Source organism: Lysinibacillus sp. 2017 (genome assembly GCF_003073375.1).
Classification (GTDB): Bacteria; Bacillota; Bacilli; order Bacillales_A; family Planococcaceae; genus Solibacillus.
This window is the reverse complement of record NZ_CP029002.1, coordinates 2532878-2553053: the sequence shown is the minus strand read 5'-3', so window position 1 is coordinate 2553053 and position 20176 is coordinate 2532878. Positions and strand designations below refer to the sequence as shown.

The following is a 20176-nucleotide window of genomic DNA, read 5'->3' as shown; positions in this document are numbered from 1 at the left end:
GAAAATTAATGAAGTTTTTTACGAAAAGATAGAGTTTTTAGCGCAAAAACTAGCGATTCTATACTATACTAGGTAAGTGAGATAGAGAAAGGGGGCAAAATGAGAATGGAAGGTATCATGCAGTTTTTACCAATTATCGTAATGTTCGTTGCGATGTGGTTCATTTTAATTCGTCCAGCACAAAAACGTCAAAAAGCAACATCGTCAATGCAAAACAGCATTAAACGTGGAGACAAAGTCGTAACTGTGGGTGGTTTACACGGTGAAGTAGATGCAGTTGAAGATGCAGTTGTATATATTTTAGTTGACGGTACGACACGTTTAAAATTCGAACGCCAAGCAATTGGTCGTATAGAATCAGTTTAATAGTTGAAGTTGTTTAAAAGCTTGCGGAAGAATAATTTTCCGCAAGCTTTTTGTATAGATAAAAAACAATTTGTCGATTCTAAATACATCCTGACAATACAGCAGAACTGGTCATAAATGGGGTGGAAACTTGAATGACTATGCGTTAATTATCGCACGCACAATCCTTTTATACATTATTTTACTTGTCGTGTTCCGCTTAATGGGGAAGCGAGAAGTTGGAGAATTAAGTATTGTTGATTTAGCTATTTTTGTGTTGATGGCTGAAGTTGCGGCATTTGCATTAGATGATACACATGCTCATTTTGGTAAAGCTGTGCTACCAATTGGTATTTTATTTTTAATTCAGTATTTAAATTCTTTGTTAATTTTAAAAAATAAGCGCATCCGTGATTTTATTGAGGGCGATCCGACAATGATTATTCGTGACGGGTGGATATTAGAAAAGGAAATGAGAAAGCAACGATATAATTTAGATGACTTGTTGCAACAACTACGTGAGCAGGGAGTCGCTTCTGTTCAAGAAGTGGCATATGCTTTCTTAGAGCAGTCTGGGAAATTATCTATTTATAAAAGAGAAGATAACGCTCATCCTCAACTGATATTACCCCTTATACTTGATGGCTATGTCGACGAACGGCATTTGAAAATATTAAATAGGGACAGAAAGTGGTTAGAGCAAGAATTGTTAGTGCTTGGCTATCCAGATTTGAAGGAAATCTTTTTTTGCAGTTATGAGCGTGAAAAGTGGTTTGTCCAATTACGTGCGCGAAAAGATTGAACGAATATATTGCCAATCAGAAGAACGAATTTGACCTGTCGCAAGAAGAAGTGTTATCACTATACAAATGGTGATGAAACATGACATAAATAGCGGCATATTTGGCGTGAGTAAAGGCTGAATAAAACAAGTTAAAATAAATAGGAAATAAGGTATTACAAAGAATTTTATACCGACTTTCATTTTTTCGTGCTGTCGAATTGTCGCAATGTGAAGGAACGAAGTAATAAGTACGCCAAAGCCGATCGCCACAATAGCACCATGTTCTTGAATGGAGGATTGTGAGGCAAGTAAATATAGTAAAAATAATTTTCCAATACCACCGTAAATGGAATTCATCATGGCGACTTTCGCTTCATCCACTGCTTGTAAGATAGAATGGAGTGGACTTTGAATATAATAGAAGTAAAAAATAGGAGCTAAAATTTTCATATAGCCTCGATTTTCCTCTAAATGAAACAACTTCATTGTTAAATCATCACCATGTAAAAAGAAAAAACTAGCTGCGATACAGCCCACAATAGAAGAAAGACGTAATGATAATGAAATACGTTGATTTAACAATGACCAATTTTTACTAGCAACAGCACTGCTGACGGCGGGTATTAACACAATAGCTAAAGCACTTGGAATAAAAGCAGGGAATAATAATAATGGAATATGAACTCCAGAAATAACGCCATAAAGGGTAGTAGCTGCGCCTGCAGTAATGCCTGAAACTGTTAATGCTTTCAAAAAAATGATGGGCTCTAGAAACCAAGTGAACGTACCGAACAATTTACTACCTGCAGAAGGTACAGCGACACGAACGATTGGCTTAAAATAGGATGGAGTCTTTGCATTTTTCTTAAACGTTCGTTTCGATTTGATGTAATAATAACCTAAAAATAAAAATGAAAAAACTTCTCCTAATGCGGTAATCCCCATTGCATATGCTGCAGTTTTTGCAGGCTCATTTGGATCCATAAAAAAAGGCAATAAAAAAACAGTCAATGTGATTCGTACAATTTGTTCAAGGAGCTGTGCCCAAGCAGTTGGCCCAATTTTTGTTAAACCCTGCAAATAAGATTTCATAAGTCCAGAAAAAATAATGATAGGTACTGTGCATAGTCCGACATATAGGATATAGATTAAATTTTCGTTATGTAATAGCGATTTTGCAATATAAGGAATTGTCAATGCAATGATGGGTGTAAAAATGATTATAAATAGAAAAGAAAGTTTTGTCGCTGTTCGCATAATTGAGGAAATATGCTCGTCCTTTTGTTTTGCATGCACATGAGCGACAAGTTTTGCAACGGCAATAGGAATCCCGAACTGAATGACTGAAATAAAAAAGATAAAGGCTGGATAAGATGTCATATATAAGCCAACGATCTCTTCACCAGCAATGCGCATAAACTGCATGCGGTAAACAAAACCGAACAACTTTGAAATGAAAATAACAAACATTAAAAATAGCGTTCCTTTTAAAAATGATCCCAACTATCTTATCCCTTCTCATTTTTAATTGATTCATATACAATACGTATATGCAAGAACTATTGGAGTTAAAACTAATGCTTGGCGGTGATGAATATGACGGTTCCTTATGCAAGTTTATACGAAAAAGTTCAAATTATTTTAGAAAACAAAGTAGAGGAATTCCACTATTTTGGTTATGATTCAATTACAAAGCAGGATTTGTGGGGCTTTTGCGTCAAAAAGGTATGGCGTAAACAAGATGTCCAAAGCTTAAAGCTACATGAATTAACTTCAGGTATTTTTAATGTATCTGCATCAGAAATCATTCAATATTTTCAAGTACATGGTTTAAAACAAGCATCATTTGAGATGGAGCTTTCAAAAGAAGGGCTGAATGAATTGTTTCAGCTATTACCAACAGACTTTTCAAAAAATAATGGAAAGTAATCCAAATTATCTAGTAATAATTTGACAGTTGGCGTAAGCTGTTTCATAATGGGATTGTTGAACTTTTTTATGTAGCGGGAACATTATTCTGGGAAAGTAATGAATGGAATGTAAACAGATACATAGTTTGTTGGAAAGGTTCTTTACTTTTCCGTCGCACAAGTTTGTTGTGCGAATTTGAGGAGGATTTTTAATGAAATTAGCAAACCGTATTATTACGTTTGTTCTTGTCGTAGCGCTGCTATTTACAGGAATGGGCACAACGGTAGAAAAGGTTTTAGATGATGTTAAGCTTGGCTTAGATCTTCAAGGTGGATTCGAGGTTCTATATGAAGTTGAATCTCTAGTAGATGGACAAGAAGTTAATCAAAAAGTACTTACGGATACAACATCGGCATTAGACCGTCGTATCAATGCATTTGGTGTAAGTGAACCAAGTATTGATGTTGAAGGGGAAAACCGAATCCGCGTACAGCTTGCAGGGTTAGAAGATCAGTCTTCTGCACGTGAGTTATTATCAAGTACAGCGAATTTAACATTCCGTGACGTGAATGACAATGTCTTACTTGATGGAACGGATTTAAAAGAAGGTGGCGCGAAAGCCTCTTTCGACCAACAAAACCAACCAATCGTTACGTTAACATTAAAAGATGCATCAAAATTTGCAGAAGTAACTCGTAAGGTTATGGGCATGGGTGCTGGTAAAAATCTTCTAGTTGTATGGTTAGACTTTGAAGAAGGTGTAGACTCTTACGCTGCAGAAAGCCAAAAGGCACCAGCTGATCAAAAATACGAATCTGCAGCAGCAGTTTCACAAGTTTTAAATACAACAGACGTTATGATTTCAGGTAACTTCACAGTTGAAGAAACGAAAAACTTTGCGTCTGTCTTAAATGCTGGTTCTTTACCAGTTAAATTAACTGAAATTTACTCAACTTCGGTTGGTGCTCAATTCGGTGATGAAGCGTTAAATGATACAGTATTTGCTGGTGTAATCGGCGTATTATTAATTTTCATCTTCATGTTATTGTACTACCGCTTACCAGGGTTTATTTCAATCATTACACTAACTGTTTTCACATACCTTGTACTTATCGTATTCAATGGTATTAACGCGGTATTAACTTTACCTGGTATCGCCGCAATCGTATTAGGTATTGGTATGGCTGTGGATGCCAACATTTTAACGGCAGAGCGTATTCGTGAGGAATTACGAGTAGGCCACACGGTAAAAGAGGCCTTTAAATTAGGGTCTAAACAATCATTATCAGCAATTGTTGACGCGCAATTAACAACATTACTTGCTGCTGTTGTATTATTCTACTTCGGTACAAGTTCTGTAAAAGGTTTCGCAACAACATTAATTATCTCGATTTTATTATCATTCGTTACAGCAGTTTGGGGTTCACGTGTTTTACAAGGCCTACTTATAAACAGCGGGTACTTCAATAATCCAGCTTGGTTTGGTATTAAAAAATCAAAACAACATTCAATCGATGAAGGCATTTCTTCATTAGATTTAACAACGAAATTTGATAAACTTGATTTCGTACACAACCGTAAAAAATTCTATGCGTTTTCAACAGTTATTTTAGTTGTTGGTATCGTCATCTTATCTGTCTTTAAATTAAACTTAGGTATCGACTTCTCAAGTGGTACACGTGTTGAAATTGGATCGGATACAGAATTAACACAACAAGGCGTTATCGATTACTTAGATGAAATTGGCTTTGAAAATGATGATGTCGTAATTTCTGGTGATGAATCGAAAGTTGCAGTAATGCGTTATAAAGACGACTTCTCACAACAAGAAGTATTAGACTTTAAAGCAGCTGTTACAGAGAAATATGGTCATGAACCAAGCTTAAGTACTGTATCTGCAACGGTTGGTAAAGAATTAGCGAAAAATGCAATTTATGCATTAGCGTTAGCGGCACTTGGTATCATCATTTATGTAGCGGTTCGTTTCGAATGGCGCATGGGCCTAGGTGCAATCATTTCGTTACTGCATGACGTCTTCTTCATCGTTGTGGCTTTCAGTATGCTACGTCTAGAGGTAGACATTACATTTATCGCAGCAGTATTAACGATTGTAGGTTATTCAATTAACGATACAATTGTAACGTTTGACCGGATTCGTGAAAATATTGATCGTCAAGAAAAAATTACGACAAAAGAAGAATTGGCAAATATCGTCAACAAGTCACTTCGTCAAACGATGGGACGTTCTGTTAATACGGTATTAACGGTAATTATCGTTACGATTGCTTTAATTTTCTTAGGTGCACCATCAATTCAAAACTTCTCAATCGCACTTTTAATCGGTTTAGTAACAGGTATGTATTCTTCAATCTGTATCGCTGCTCAAGTATGGTATACATTAAAAGCACGTGAGATGGATAAAAAAGGTACAACTGTTGTGAAAAAAGAGAAAAAACAATGGGGTTCAGACGAACCACAAGTTTAATAAAAGATGTATAGAAGGCATATTGTAGGTTACAAACTTACAAAATGCCTTCTTTTTTTGTTTAATAATTTAAGAAAAAAGGAAAAGCATTTTATGGATGTTCAAATTGAATGTAGCAGGAGTGATAGACATGAAAATGCAATGGACACTTGTAGTTGGACTTATTTTTGCCATTATCATCGCAGTGTTCGCGACAGTAAATGTCGGCAGAGTGCCAATCAATTATATTTTTGGTGAAGCAAGATGGCCGCTGATTTTAGTTATTCTCGGATCTGTGTTAGCAGGATTTATTATTAGCTTTTGTTTCTCAGCGTTTCGTATGCTTAGTGCGCAACATCAAACAAAGGCAGTTAAAAAAGAGCTTGAGCAAAACCGTGTAGTATTAAACGAAAAAGACAGTGAAATTTTACGTTTAAAAGAGGAATTGAAACAGCGCGGTGCTTCAGCATTTGTCGTAGAAGATATTGCGGATGATCTTGGATCGAATCAAAAATCGACGAAATAACAAGGCAATGAGATGTTTTGTAAGAGTAATTTTACAAAGCATCTTTTTATTTGGGAATATATTATTTCAAACAATAAATTTTCGAAACATTTTTTATGAAACAGGACTAAAATTCGGTATAATGGACTGCATGAGGAAGTGAATTTACATGATAAAATCGCAAAAGCTTTGGACTATTCAGGAGCCGAACGAACAGCTCGTGAAACAATTAAGTACGGAATTAAATATTTCTACGATAGCTTCGAAAATTTTAATAGCAAGAGGGTGTGAAACAGTTGAGCAAGCGCGCCCTTTATTAACCATCGATGCAACTCAATATCATGATCCATTTCTATTGGCGGGAATGGAAGAAGCTGTTGCACGAATTGAAGAAGCACTTGAAAATGGAGAGAAGATTTTAGTTTATGGGGATTATGACGCGGATGGTATTACTAGTACAACGGTTCTACTAAATGCCTTACTCGATATAGGTGCAGATGTGGACTTTATGATTCCAAACCGATTTACACATGGTTATGGTCCAAATGTTGAACTTTTCAAAGAAGCACATGAAAAAGGCGTACAATTAATTATTACGGTCGATAACGGTATTAGTGGGATTGAGCCCGTAAAAGTTGCGCGTGAATTAGGTATGGATGTGATTATTACCGATCACCACGAGCCAGGAGAAGCGCTACCTGATGCGAATATCATTATCCATCCCCGTATTCCTGTAGGGCATTATCCGTTTGGTGAGCTTGCTGGTGTAGGTGTTGCATTTAAATTAGCACATGCATTATATGGTGAATTGCCGGAGCATTTATTTGAATACGTTGCAATTGGCACAATAGCCGATTTAGTTCCACTTGTTGGGGAAAACCGTTATTTAGTACAGTGCGGATTAAAAGCATTAAGACAAACTTTTAATCCATGGGTTCCTGCAATGTGTGAAGCAGCTGGTGCAACGCAAAAAGAGATTACGGAAGAGACAGTTGGCTTTTACTTCGGTCCTCGTTTAAATGCAATCGGGCGATTAGGAAATGCTGCACCGGGCGTCCACTTTTTAATGAGTGATGACCAATTACAAGCCAATAGCCTAGCGAAGCAATTAAATGAAAAAAATACTGAACGGAAAAAAATTGTTGAGGATATTGCAATCGAAGCAATAGAGATGATTGAGTCAAACGAGGAGTTACGCAATTCTTTAGTATTAGTTGTTGCTGGAGAAGGTTGGAATGCCGGGGTTGTAGGGATTGTTGCCTCGCGCTTAGTTGAAAAATACTATCGTCCAACGATTGTACTATCGATTGATCGCGAAAAAGGAATTGCAAAAGGTTCAGCACGTAGTATTGAAGGTTTCCATTTGTATAATGAGCTTGCAAAAAACAGTGACATTTTACCACATTTCGGAGGACATCCGATGGCAGCAGGGATGACGCTTGAGCTAGAAAATGTGGAAGATTTACGAAAACGATTGCATGAACAGGCGTCTAGCTGTTTAACGGAAGACCAACTTATTCAAAAGTTATTTGTGGATGTTCCAATTGAATTAAGCGAAATTACTGTAGAGTCGATTGAAGAGATTCGTCAGCTTGCTCCATTTGGAACGGAATTTCCGAAACCGATTTTTGCAATTCAAGACGTTCATGTGAAGTCAATGCGGAAAATTGGATCGGCAGAAAATCATTTGAAAATGGAATTAGAAGACCCGCACGGATCACTGGATGCAATCGGCTTTGGTAAAGGGCGTTTGTTTGACGAAATTGCATATGGAGTAAAAATTTCGCTTGTTGGCGATTTACAAATCAATGAATGGCAAGGCAATAAAAAGCCTCAATTTATGATTCAAGATCTTGGCGTAAACGAGTGGCAACTTTATGATTATCGAGGAAAGAGTCAAACGGCCAATTGGCTACAAAAAATTCCTGTTGATAAGTCAGACTTTATCGCTTTTAGTGAGCAGACAAAAGAATATTTTGCAAAATTAATGCCAACAGAAATCCTTTTAGTAACAGAAACGACAAATTTACAACATTTAAAGCAAAGTATCGTCGTGCTTGATTTACCTGAGAACGTGTCACTTTTTGAAGAACTGTTAAAAACCACTTCAATCGAGCGTATTTATGCCCATTTTTATACGAATAACTCACAATATTTTGAAGGGATGCCGTCGCGTGATCACTTTACTTGGTATTACGGATTTCTTAAAAAACGTCCGACCTTTAACCTAAACCAACATATTTTACAATTATCGCAACATATTGGACTAAATATTGATGTAATTAAATTTATGACAAAAGTGTTTTTTGAGCTAGGATTTGTTACAATAGAGAATGGTTTGACGACCGTAAATGAAAATGCACCCAAAAAAGCATTATCAGAAGCGCCGTCTTATAAAATGCGTTCACAACAAATTGAGCTTGAACAAAAGCTTTTATATGCAACTTTTAGTGAGTTAAAACAATGGTTTGATGAACGGTTGAGTTCTTGAGGAGGACATGGAATAATGGATTTAAAGCAATATGTAACGACAGTAGAAAACTGGCCAAAAGAAGGAATCAGCTTTAAAGATATTACAACAATTATGGATAACGGTCCTGCATATAAATATGCAACCGATGAAATTGTTAAGTATGCAAAAGAAGTTGGTGCTGAAATTATCGTAGGTCCAGAAGCACGTGGTTTCATCATCGGTTGCCCAGTAGCATATGCACTTGAAATCGGTTTTGCACCAGTACGTAAACCTGGTAAATTACCCCGTGAAGTAATTTCTGCTGATTACGGTTTAGAATACGGTAAAGATACATTAACAATGCACAAAGATGCAATCAAGCCAGGACAAAAAGTATTAATCTGTGATGATTTACTTGCAACTGGTGGTACTGTAGAAGCAACAGTTCGCTTAATTGAGGAACTTGGTGGTAAAGTAGTAGGTGCTGCTTTCATTATCGAGTTAACAGAATTAAACGGGCGTGCAAAAATCGGCAGTATACCTATAAAAACTTTAATTCAATACTAATTGAATGGAACTACTTTGCACATTTGTGTAGGGTAGTTTTTTTATTAAAAGCTCCTAAATCCCCTGAATGTCAACAAAATTCCGTTCATTGATTTTACATATTTCGCAAATCTAAAAAACTAAATGGCTTACTACCTTTACATTTACTAGCCTTTTTTTATACAATTGAATTTATATCTAACGTGAAAATTAATGGAACAAGGTGGACAAATTATGGCGAAAGAACAAATATTAGCGCCCGAAGATGTTTTCGAGCTCGTAAAATCCTATATGAATGAAGAACATGTTGCCTTTGTTGTCAAAGCATATGAGGTAGCAAAAGAAGCACATAAAGAGCAGTTCCGTAGCTCTGGAGAACCTTATATTATTCATCCCGTACAAGTAGCGGGTATTTTAGCTGAGCTGCAAATGGACCCTGAAACGGTTGCTGCGGGCTTTTTACACGACGTGGTAGAAGATACAGAAGTAACGCGTGAAGACTTAGTGAATGCCTTTAGTGAGGAAGTAGCTAAGCTTGTTGATGGTGTAACGAAGCTTGGTAAAATTAAATACATGTCAAAAGAAGAACAACAAGCAGAAAATCATCGAAAAATGTTCGTTGCGATGGCACAAGATATTCGTGTCATCTTAATCAAGTTAGCGGACCGTCTGCACAATATGCGTACGTTAAAGCACTTACCTGCAGAAAAGCAACGCCGTATTTCCCAGGAAACGCTTGAAATCTTTGCGCCACTTGCTCACCGATTAGGAATTTCAAAAGTGAAGTGGGAGCTGGAAGATACAGCGTTACGTTATTTAAATCCGCAACAATACTATCGCATTGTCAGTTTGATGAAGAAAAAGCGTGACGAGCGTGAGGCGTATTTAGATAATGTGATGGATGAAATTAATTCACAGCTTAAAGAAGTAGAAATCGAAGCAGACGTATATGGTCGTCCAAAGCATTTATATAGTATTTATCGTAAAATGGCGTTGCAAAAAAAGCAGTTCAATGAAATATATGATTTATTAGCTGTTCGTATTCTTGTCGATAGCATTAAAGATTGTTACGCCGTGATTGGGATTATTCATACACTTTGGAAGCCGATGCCTGGTCGATTTAAAGATTATATTGCAATGCCAAAGCAAAACTTATATCAATCTCTGCATACAACTGTGATTGGGCCGTATGGTGATCCACTAGAAGTGCAAATTCGTACGAAGGAAATGCACAAAATTGCTGAGTTCGGTATCGCAGCACACTGGGCGTACAAAGAAGGAAAAACGGTTGATGAAAATGTCCAAAACATTGATCAAAAATTAACATGGTTCCGTGAAATTTTAGAGTTCCAAAACGAATCGTCTAATGCAGCAGAATTTATGGAATCATTAAAATTCGACTTATTCTCGGATATGGTATATGTATTCTCACCAAAAGGGGATGTCATCGAATTACCCGCTGGTTCTGTACCTATTGACTTTGCATATCGTGTGCACTCGGAAGTCGGTAACAAAACAATTGGTGCGAAAGTAAACAGTAAAATGGTTCCACTAGATACGCCGTTAAAAACGGGCGATATTGTAGAAGTTTTAACATCGAAACAATCATTCGGTCCAAGTCGTGACTGGATTAAAATTGCACAAAGCTCGCAAGCAAAAAACAAAATCAAACAATTCTTTAAAAAATATGTGCGTGAAGAAAGTGTCGATAAAGGCAAAGAACTCGTTGAAAAAGAAATTAAAGCACAAGAGTTTGATGCTAAAGTTGTCATGACTCCTGAAAACATTAAGCGCGTGATCGAAAAATATAATTACACTCATGAAGATGATCTATATGCAGCAGTTGGCGTAGGTGGCATTACCGCACAACAAATCGTCAACCGTCTCGCTGAAAAGATGCGTAAAGAGCGTGAACAAGAAGAAGCGCTTGAAAAAATTGTGAAGAACATGAACAATCAAGTTCCGAAAAAACATACAGAGTCTGGCGTGGTTGTTAAAGGTATCGACAATTTACTTATTCGTTTATCTCGCTGTTGTACACCAGTTCCAGGTGATGTCATTGTCGGTTTTATAACAAAAGGGCGTGGGGTTTCCGTTCACCGTGCTGATTGTCCAAACATTCAAGTAGATGAAAATATAGAACGTCTTATTGAAGTAGAGTGGGAAAACTCAGGCATGCATGTGAAGAAGGATTATCCTGTTGATATTGAAATTTCAGCATACGATCGTCCAGGTATTTTAAATGATGTCATGCATGCCGTAAGTGAAGCAAAAACGAATATTTTAGCGGTAACAGGACGTGCTGACCGTGAAAAAATCGCAACGATTCATTTAACGATTGCCATTTCTAACATTTCTGGACTTCATAAAGTCGTAGAAAAAATTAAACAACTACCGGACATTTATTCGGTACAACGCGTTATTAATTAATAGATTGAAGGTTAAACAATTATGCGAGTAGTATTACAACGTTCAAGAAATGCATCGGTTACAGTAGATGGTAAAGTAACGGGTGCGATTGAAAAGGGCTATGTGTTACTTGTTGGGATTACACATGCCGATACAGAAGAAGATATTGCATATGTAGCGAAAAAAATTGCAGATTTACGCATTTGGGAAGATGAAGACGGGAAGATGAACCGCTCGATTATAGAAGTCGGGGGAGCAATTTTATCGGTTTCACAATTTACATTGTACGCAGATACGCGTAAAGGGAAACGCCCAAGCTTTATCGAAGCAGCAAGACCAGAGCAAGCCGAGCCTTTATGGTTAGCGTTTAATGAACAATTAAAAACGCACGGCTTACATGTGGAAACGGGGATTTTCGGAGCTATGATGGATGTGGCTTTAATCAATGACGGGCCAGTAACCATCATTATCGAGTCAAAAACAAAATAACAAAGCGCACGAATCACTTCTTTACAGCATATTCTAAAGTATGCTTGCAAAGGAGTGATTTTTTGGTTCAACCGGTTTCTTATTCGAATGCCTATTGGTTAGAAGCTATTCAGCCGTTCTTAGGTCAAATGGTAGCGGTACAACAAACGGGTAATCATGTACAACAAGGTATTCTTGCTGCCATTTGTCCAGATTATATCGTCCTGGATGTATGCCGAATGCCATTTTTTATTCGAATTGAACAAATTGTTTGGGTGACACCGTTTATGAAAAACAGCTAACAAAATGGTCTACGTACCTTCTCTTCGTCATATGTTGAATAGGACGATTTAGGAGGTGCTTTTTTGTTTCAACGTGTAAATAAGTTATTAATTGAATTGCCGCAAGTTGAGTACGGGGATGCTAATGCGGCGAGTGCAGTGCAAGAACTGCTAGGTGGAAAGTTTGGCGAAATGTCGACATTAAACAATTATATGTATCAATCCTTTAATTTTCGTGGGAAAAAGAAATTAAAACCGTTCTACGATTTAGTTGCTAGTATTACTGCAGAGGAGTTTGGTCATGTTGAACTTGTCGCCAACACGATTAATTTACTTCATAAAGATTCGACATTTGCTGCAAATCCAAATGTCGCCCCAATGCAAAATGCAAAAAACATGAGACACACACAAAGTTTCATTGCGGCGGCTCAAACAGCACTCCCTATGGATTCGATGTTAAAGCCTTGGACAGGGGAAAATGTATTTTCAAGCGGTAATTTAGTACTTGATTTACTGCATAATTTCTTTTTGGAATGTGGCGCACGGACTCATAAAATGCGCGTATTTGAAATGACGGATCATCCGACAGCACGGGAAATGATTGGCTATTTATTAGTGCGCGGTGGTGTGCATATCGTGGCTTATGCAAAGGCTCTCGAAATGGCGACAGGGCTTGATGTCACGAAAATGCTACCAATTCCAAGCTTAGATAATCATGTTTTTGATCAAGCACGTAAATATGAAGACCTCGGATATGGAAATGTACTGTTTACATGGAATTATGTGGGCGATTATAAGGATATCGATAAAATTTGGAAAGGTCCACATCCGATAACGAATGCCCCATTAATCGTAAGAGAAGGAACGCCAAAGGGAGCGAAAATTCCGGATTTACAGGAGCTACCAGAAGAATTTGCGCCAGGTATAGGTCCTGAAGAATATCAAATGATTGCAAAAAGACTCATGGCGAATATTTAAAAAAGACGGGATTCATCCCGTCTTTTACTATTTCTCGCAATAATGGACAACTGTATGAAAATCAAGATCTCCACCAAAAATGGACAACGCACTACCGATTGTAACATGTAGCTTGCCGTTAGAAATTGACTCGAAATTTTTTAAATCCTCAATTGAACGAACCCCACCTGCATAAGTTGTAGGAATGGAAGTCCACTGTGCTAAATCACGCACTAATTCTTCTTGCATGCCGCTGCGTTTACCTTCAACATCCACCGCGTGAATTAACAGTTCATCACAAAATTTTTCAATATCCTTTATCGATGTGGAATTAACTTCAAAATCGCTAAACTTTGTCCATTTATCCGTAACGACATACCATTTACCGTCACGCTTCCGGCAGCTTAAATCGATCACTAATTTATCCTTTCCAACCGCTTCGACTAATTTTAATAATCGTTCCATATCAAGCATGCCATCATGGAATATGTAAGACGTTACGATTACGTGTGATGCACCAGCTTCGATGTAGTGGTTCGCGTTATCAGCTGTAATGCCACCACCGATTTGTAGACCATTTGGATAGGCTTGTAATGCACGAATTGCTGCTTCTTCATTGCCAGCTCCAAGCATTATGACATGTCCACCAGTTAAATGGTTTTGCGCAAATAATTGTGCATAATAAGACGAATCATGTTCGGATGAAAAATTTTCAACTACTTTTTTATTTTCATAGCCGAGCGTGCTCCCGACAATTTGTTTTACTTTTCCTTCATGTAAATCAATACACGGTCTAAATTCCATTCCATTCACTACCTTTTCTAAACATCTTGTCTTATCATACCATTTTGACACGTGGAATTAATAGAAAAATCAGACGTATAAGAAATGGCATTTAAATAAGACAGTCGTTTTTCCGTATGTTAAAATGAGCATACTAAAGTAAAGAAAGTGTGGCATGGAAATGGCGGAAAATCTGAATTTGTTCGATCTCAATAAGCTCTTTATTCTAGGGCATCCTATTGTGACGATTTTTCATAATGCAACGAATATGTATTCCATTATTCGTGTCAAAATTAAAGAAACGAATATTCAATATGATGAAAAAGAAATTATTGTTGTCGGTTATTTTCCTCAATTAGCAGAGGATGAACTCTATCGCTTTACAGGCCATATGAAAAGTCACCCAAAATACGGGATGCAATTTCAAATCGATACGTTTGAAAAAGAAGTGCCAACAACAGAGCAGGGCGTAGTCCATTATTTATCGAGTGATTTATTTACAGGTATTGGCAGGAAAACTGCTGAATTAATTGTTGAAAAACTAGGCGTCGATGCCATTAATAAAATCCTAAATGATCCATCTGCACTCGATGCTGTCCCTCGTTTAAATGATGATAAAAAGCTTACGATTCGTCAGACGATTGAAGAAAATTTAGGGCTAGAGCGGGTCATGGTTCGGTTAAATGAATGGGGCTTCGGTCCACAGCTTGGCATGAAAATTTATCAAGCGTACCGTGAAGAAACGATTAATTTACTGACAGAAAATCCGTACCGATTGATTGAAGAGGTCGAAGGGGTCGGCTTTATACGTGCAGATGAATTGGGTTCTAAACTAGGCATTACAGGGAATCACCCAGACCGTATAAAAGCAGCTGTATTTCATGTATTAACAAATGCGGCACTTTCAGAAGGACATGTCTATTTGGATGCAGAACAGGTGCTACCAATGGTTAAGGATATGCTAGAGCAAAGTCAGCGCATTGAAATTCCGTATGAGGCGATTTCGAAAGCGTGTATCGAAATGCGGGAGGACTCGAGAATTTGTGGTGAGGAAACGCGCATGTATTTGCCATCACTGTATTTTAGTGAGGTGGGTATTGCCAGTAAAATTATTGAGTTGAAAGAAAAAAATAATACAGCAGAAAACTTCTCACGCGATGAAATTCGTAAAGCGATAGGCGATATAGAAGAGCAATATAATGTTTCGTATGCGCCAACACAAGCGCAAGCAATTGAAACGGCGTTAAATTCAAGCGTCATGATTTTAACAGGGGGACCTGGTACCGGGAAAACAACCGTTGTACGAGGATTAGTCGAAGTATATGCTGAATTACACGGCTTGTCGCTCAATCCAAAAACGTATGTTGAAAAAGAAGAGCCTTTTCCAATTGTATTAGTAGCACCAACAGGACGTGCAGCAAAACGTTTAGCCGAATCTACTGGCTTACCTGCTATGACGATTCACCGTTTACTTGGCTTCAATGGCCATGAAAAGGCAGAAGAAACAGAACGTGAAGTTACAGGTCGTTTAATCATTATCGATGAAATGTCGATGGTAGATACGTGGCTGGCACATCAGTTATTAAAAGCATTGCATGAAGATGTACAAGTAGTATTTGTAGGTGACCAAGATCAGCTCCCACCAGTAGGTCCAGGGCAAGTGTTAAAGGATTTACTTGCATCGAAGCAAATACCTACAGTGGAGTTAACAGATGTTTATCGACAAGCAGAAGGTTCGACAATTATCGAAATGGCGCACCAAATTAAAAAAGGAATTGTTCCAGATACATTGACTGCAAAAACTTCGGATCGTTCCTTTATTCAAGCTGCTGCTGCACAAGTAACGAGTGTTGTCACGCAAATTGTGAAAGGGGCACTTGCAAAAGGACAAGCGATTCGCGATATTCAAGTACTAGCACCAATGTATCGTGGACCTGCAGGTATCGATAATTTAAATAAAGAAATACAGCAGCTCGTCAATCCAAATGACGGATCACGTAAAGAAATTGTTTTTGGTGATACGATATATCGCATTGGTGACAAGGTGTTGCAACTTGTAAATCAACCTGAAAACAATGTATTTAACGGGGATATGGGTGAAGTCATCGCCATTATTCGCGCGAAAGAAACGGTTGAAAAGCAAGATTTACTTATTGTGAGTTACGATGGTATCGAGGTAACGTACCAACGTCATGATTTAAATCAAATTACTTTAGCGTATTGCTGCTCAATTCATAAATCACAAGGCTCTGAATTCCAAACGGTTATTATGCCAGTTGTGCGCGGATATTCCAAAATGTTACGACGTAATTTGCTCTATACAGGTATTACGCGCGCAAAAAACTTTTTAATATTATGCGGAGAACCTGATGTTCTAGCGAAGGGTTTAGCAAAGACGGATGATTTAATGCGCTACACAAGCTTAATGGCTCGATTAAATCCAGCATTATCAGAAAATGTGGCAAAATCTGTAAAAGAAACTGATGAAAAAGAGATCGTAGTAATGGAGAAAGTGGAAGCAAAAAAAGCGAATAGTGAAGAACAATTAAGTTTACTAAATGTCTCAGATTCTCATAAAATTGGTGAAACCTTACCGAATCACCTGACAACAGAGACAGCTCCTTATATCCATCCACTCATTGGTATGGACAATATTTCACCTTATGATTTTATTGAATAACAAAATATGCCAGTTTGTTTTTTCTATGTGCACCTAGAAAAAACGAGCTGGTTTTTATTTTGAATAAATAGAGAAAACGATGGGATATATTATATTTATAATAATTTCCTGCGTGAATTGCTTAAAAAGTTAGAAATTTAAAAAGAAACTATTAATTAATAATATGTAAATGGGTATGGTAGTATAAATAAAAACTTATACGATATCTGAAGCGTGATGTCAGTAATTGTAAAATGAAAAGGTTTACAAAATTAAAAAAGAGGTGCACATACAGTGGATTACATTTGGGGTATCGTTGGTATTCTTGTCGTAATCGGTATTGCGATTGCTTTTTCAAGCAATCGTAAAGCGATTCAGTGGAGAATTATTTTATCAGGTTTAGTTGTACAACTTATTTTTGCTTTTATCGTATTGAAATGGTCAGCAGGCCGTGAACTATTGATGAAGCTTTCAGATGGCGTACAAAAATTAATCAGTTATGCGAATGAAGGGGTTACTTTCGTATTCGGTGGCTTAGCAGATGCTGACAACGTAGGATTTGTATTTGCAATGAGCGTATTAACGATTATTATCTTCTTCTCATCTTTAATTGCAGTTCTTTATTACTTAGGAATTATGCAATTAATTATTAAAATTATTGGTGGTTTCTTATCAAAAGTATTAGGAACAACAAAAGCAGAATCAGTTAATGCTGCTGCCAATATTTTCGTAGGTCAAACAGAAGCACCGCTTGTCATTCGTCCATTCCTAAATAAAATGACGAAATCACAATTGTTCGCAGTAATGACTGGGGGACTTGCATCTGTATCAGGTTCTGTATTAATTGGTTATTCGTTACTTGGTGTTCCTTTAGAATACTTATTAGCAGCAAGTTTCATGGCTGCACCAGCTGGTTTAATTATGGCGAAATTAATGATTCCAGAAACGGAAGTTGTTGATGAAGCAGACTTCAAATTAGAGCGTAACTCAGAATCTACAAACGTCATTGATGCAGCCGCTCAAGGTGCATCTGATGGTATGAAATTAGCAGTAAACGTTGGGGCAATGTTATTATGTTTCATCGCGTTAATCGCTCTTTTAAATGGTATTTTAGGTGGCGTTTTGGGCTTATTCGGTCTTGATAACGTAACTTTAGAAGGTATTCTTGGTTATGTATTCTCACCAATAGCATTTGCAATTGGTGTTCCTTGGCATGAAGCAGTAGATGCAGGTTCATTTATCGGTCAAAAATTGATCTTAAATGAATTCGTAGCCTACTCTAACTTTGGTCCAATGATTGGAGAATTCTCTGAGAAAACAGGAATCATCATTTCATTCGCACTTTGCGGATTTGCTAACTTAAGCTCGATGGGTATTTTAATCGGTGGTTTAGGTGGTATGGCACCAGATAAACGTAGTATGATTGCGAGCCTTGCATTGAAATCAGTAGCTGCAGGTACATTAGCATCATTATTATCAGCTGCTATTGCAGGGATGTTCTTATAATCGATTCAATTTAAAGGCTGTGCTAAAAGTTACTTTTAGCACAGTCTTTTTTTTATGGTTAAGAAAGTATACCTTTTTAAGGGAACTCGCAAAAGAAAAGACATTTCGCGCTATTTTGGCGTGAATTGTATTTTCTAATATTGAATTTCAGCTGCTAACTGTTCTAAAGCGTTTTTATTTGTTAATGTATAACCTCGATTGTGCTTTTCAATATAGCCAGCTTGATTAAATTGTGCGAGTACATATAACAAATGGCGATAGGAAACACCGAGGTATTCACATACTTCGGTATGCCTTTCTTTATAATAGTGCTGATCCGATGAAAGCAATATAAAGGATGCTAAACGATTTTCGAGCGGATAAGCCTGATTTTGTGTGTACTTTGCAGTTACAGTCGTGGTCTTTTTACTTAAAAACAAGCAAAGGATTTTTAAAAATACAGGATCTGCTAACACTTGTTCCTTCACTTCACGAATGGGAATAGCCAAACAAATGGATTTGGTAACCGTTTGAATACCTTTCGAATAACGTTCGGAATTTAATAACTCGATTTCACCCATGAAGGTAGGGGCTGCTAAAAAATCAATTAACGAAATTTTACCGTTTTTATGCGTAATATATAGTTTTGCTTTTCCTTCTACCATGTAAAATAAATAATCAGGAAAAGATTGTTCTTGGAAAATCAGTTCACCCTTCTCAAATTCAAATACATGAATGTAAGGGGTAATATCAAAAGAAAAAAATGGTGTAATTGGGTACTTCTTTATATATGCTACAGCTTCTTTTTGGGCTAACTTTTTCAAATTATAATGCAACTCCTCATCTTAAAATATGAGATATCTCACATTATTGTATAATTCACCATGTTATTATTCAATGTAATAGAATGGAAAAAGGACGGTTTTTATGAATAATCAACGGTGGTTAGCAAAAAACTTCTTTATGTTTTTTATTACATGGGGTATCTTTTTACCTTATTGGACGGGTTGGCTGATTAATGATAAAGGGCTAACAGTATCAGAAGCGAGTATCATTATGGGATTTGGTTTAGTGGCACGTGCTGTGGCGACCATGTTTGTTTTCCCTTATGTTTCTAAAGTGATGAGTAATAAAAATGTATTGCTTTTCTTTACAATTGCTTCATTGATTGTGACTTTATTTTACATTCCGATTGATTCATTTGCAGGGCTATTTATTATAACCATGTTATTTAGTGCGTTTTATCCAGCCTTGCTACCGGCAGTTGAAAGTAGTGCATCCACGTTAATGCAGCACGGAAAAATTCATTACGGGAAAGCGCGTTCACTTGGGTCATTTGGTTATGTTATTGCAGTTTTAATTATTAGTATGATCACGGGTATGTACGGAGAGCAAATGATTTTATGGACGATGATTTTAGGGTTAACTGCACTTTTGGCCATTCAATTAATGCCAGCTCCACAAGTGTTAAGTCTCGCGCCGAAACAAGATATTACAAAAGCTTTATCGATGAAAAGTTTATTTAAAGTAAAAAGCTTTGGTGTTGTGTTACTTGTTGTGATCTTACTACAAGGTGCACATGCTTCGTATTACAATTATGGCTATATTTATTTACAAGATTTAAACGTTAATCTTTTTTATATTGGGATGATTTTAAATGTTGCAGTACTTTTTGAAATCTTATATTTTTTAAAGGCCGATACATTTTTAACGAAGTGGAAGCCATCATCTTTAATGCTTCTAGCAGCAATTGGAGCTACCGTACGATGGCTTATCGTGTATCTTTTTCCGAATATGCCGATGTTCATTATTTCGCAGGCACTACATGCTTTATCATTTGCGATGGCACACTATGCCTTCATTCGTTATATTTCGAAAGCATTACCAAAAGAACAAATTCCAAACGCACAGGGGATTTATTCAGCGCTTGCCATGAGTTTGAGTGCCGCATTATTAACGCTTTTAGGCGGTGCACTTTATGAAATTGAACCTGGATTAGCATTTTTAGGTATGATTATTTTTACTGTACCAGCAATTTTCTTAATTCTTTTCACGAAAAAACGATTTGATTATTAAGGAATGGCGATTGACAGTCGGATTTCATTTTTCTATAATGAACAATAGAAT

At 37.0% G+C, this 20176-nt stretch carries 17 protein-coding genes; 14 read left to right on the top strand and 3 right to left on the bottom strand.

The features are described from left to right. The first annotated feature begins 105 nt into the window (after positions 1-105). Complete coding sequence (gene yajC, locus DCE79_RS12465) at positions 106-366, top strand: preprotein translocase subunit YajC (RefSeq protein ID WP_108713363.1); 261 nt, start codon at positions 106-108, stop codon at positions 364-366. Between the two features lie 130 nt (positions 367-496). Then, positions 497-1147, top strand: a complete 651-nt coding sequence (locus DCE79_RS12460) for a DUF421 domain-containing protein (protein ID WP_108713362.1) — start codon at positions 497-499, stop codon at positions 1145-1147. Here DCE79_RS12460 and DCE79_RS12455 read toward each other — a convergent pair. Then, entirely contained in the window at positions 1127-2632 is a 1506-nt protein-coding gene (locus tag DCE79_RS12455) for a putative polysaccharide biosynthesis protein (RefSeq protein WP_108713361.1), read from the bottom strand. The two genes, DCE79_RS12460 and DCE79_RS12455, sit on opposite strands and share 21 nt — an antisense overlap. 87 nt (positions 2633-2719) lie before the next feature. Here DCE79_RS12455 and DCE79_RS12450 point away from each other — a divergent pair, with 87 nt between their 5' ends. From DCE79_RS12450 to DCE79_RS12410, 9 genes are all read left to right on the top strand, one after another. After that, complete coding sequence (locus DCE79_RS12450; protein WP_234417404.1) at positions 2720-3058, top strand: post-transcriptional regulator; 339 nt, start codon at positions 2720-2722, stop codon at positions 3056-3058. Positions 3059-3251: 193 nt separating this feature from the next. Further along, entirely contained in the window at positions 3252-5525 is a 2274-nt protein-coding gene (gene secDF, locus DCE79_RS12445) for a protein translocase subunit SecDF (protein WP_108713359.1), read from the top strand. Between the two features lie 130 nt (positions 5526-5655). Next, a complete protein-coding gene (locus DCE79_RS12440) occupies positions 5656-6030 on the top strand; it encodes a LapA family protein (RefSeq protein ID WP_108713358.1) in 375 nt (124 codons plus the stop codon). A gap of 148 nt (positions 6031-6178) precedes the next feature. Continuing rightward, positions 6179-8500, top strand: a complete 2322-nt coding sequence (recJ, locus tag DCE79_RS12435) for a single-stranded-DNA-specific exonuclease RecJ (protein WP_108713357.1) — start codon at positions 6179-6181, stop codon at positions 8498-8500. Between the two features lie 15 nt (positions 8501-8515). After that, a complete protein-coding gene (locus tag DCE79_RS12430; protein WP_108713356.1) occupies positions 8516-9028 on the top strand; it encodes an adenine phosphoribosyltransferase in 513 nt (170 codons plus the stop codon). 213 nt (positions 9029-9241) lie between these two features. Next, complete coding sequence (locus DCE79_RS12425) at positions 9242-11437, top strand: RelA/SpoT family protein (protein ID WP_108713355.1); 2196 nt, start codon at positions 9242-9244, stop codon at positions 11435-11437. 21 nt (positions 11438-11458) lie between these two features. Then, the gene (dtd, locus tag DCE79_RS12420; RefSeq protein ID WP_108713354.1) at positions 11459-11905 is read left to right on the top strand and encodes a D-aminoacyl-tRNA deacylase; all 447 of its coding nucleotides are present in this window, start codon (positions 11459-11461) and stop codon (positions 11903-11905) included. Positions 11906-11967: 62 nt separating this feature from the next. Further along, positions 11968-12186 (top strand): YuzF family protein, encoded by a 219-nt coding sequence (locus DCE79_RS12415; RefSeq protein WP_108713353.1) that lies wholly within the window; start codon positions 11968-11970, stop codon positions 12184-12186. Positions 12187-12249: 63 nt separating this feature from the next. Further along, positions 12250-13143, top strand: coding sequence for a manganese catalase family protein (locus DCE79_RS12410; RefSeq protein ID WP_108713352.1), 894 nt, complete (start codon positions 12250-12252; stop codon positions 13141-13143). Between the two features lie 27 nt (positions 13144-13170). Here the strand turns inward: DCE79_RS12410 and hisA are convergent, their stop codons facing one another. After that, positions 13171-13926 carry a phosphoribosylformimino-5-aminoimidazole carboxamide ribotide isomerase gene (gene hisA / locus DCE79_RS12405; protein WP_108713351.1) on the bottom strand — a complete coding sequence of 252 codons (756 nt, stop codon included), beginning with the start codon at positions 13924-13926 and terminating at the stop codon, positions 13171-13173. A gap of 160 nt (positions 13927-14086) precedes the next feature. Between hisA and DCE79_RS12400 the strand changes: the two genes are divergently transcribed. Continuing rightward, entirely contained in the window at positions 14087-16585 is a 2499-nt protein-coding gene (locus DCE79_RS12400) for an SF1B family DNA helicase RecD2 (RefSeq protein ID WP_108714494.1), read from the top strand. A gap of 273 nt (positions 16586-16858) precedes the next feature. Further along, positions 16859-18070 carry a NupC/NupG family nucleoside CNT transporter gene (locus tag DCE79_RS12395; protein ID WP_108713350.1) on the top strand — a complete coding sequence of 404 codons (1212 nt, stop codon included), beginning with the start codon at positions 16859-16861 and terminating at the stop codon, positions 18068-18070. A 134-nt stretch (positions 18071-18204) separates the two neighbouring features. On the opposite strand, the gene yeiL is transcribed toward DCE79_RS12395, so the two are convergent. Then, positions 18205-18873, bottom strand: coding sequence for a transcriptional regulator YeiL (gene yeiL / locus DCE79_RS12390; protein ID WP_108713349.1), 669 nt, complete (start codon positions 18871-18873; stop codon positions 18205-18207). Positions 18874-18976: 103 nt separating this feature from the next. On the opposite strand from yeiL, the gene DCE79_RS12385 reads away from it, so the two are divergent. Continuing rightward, positions 18977-20125: a 3-phenylpropionate MFS transporter gene (locus DCE79_RS12385; RefSeq protein WP_108713348.1), complete on the top strand. Its 1149-nt coding sequence runs from the start codon at positions 18977-18979 to the stop codon at positions 20123-20125. Positions 20126-20176: the final 51 nt, after the last annotated feature.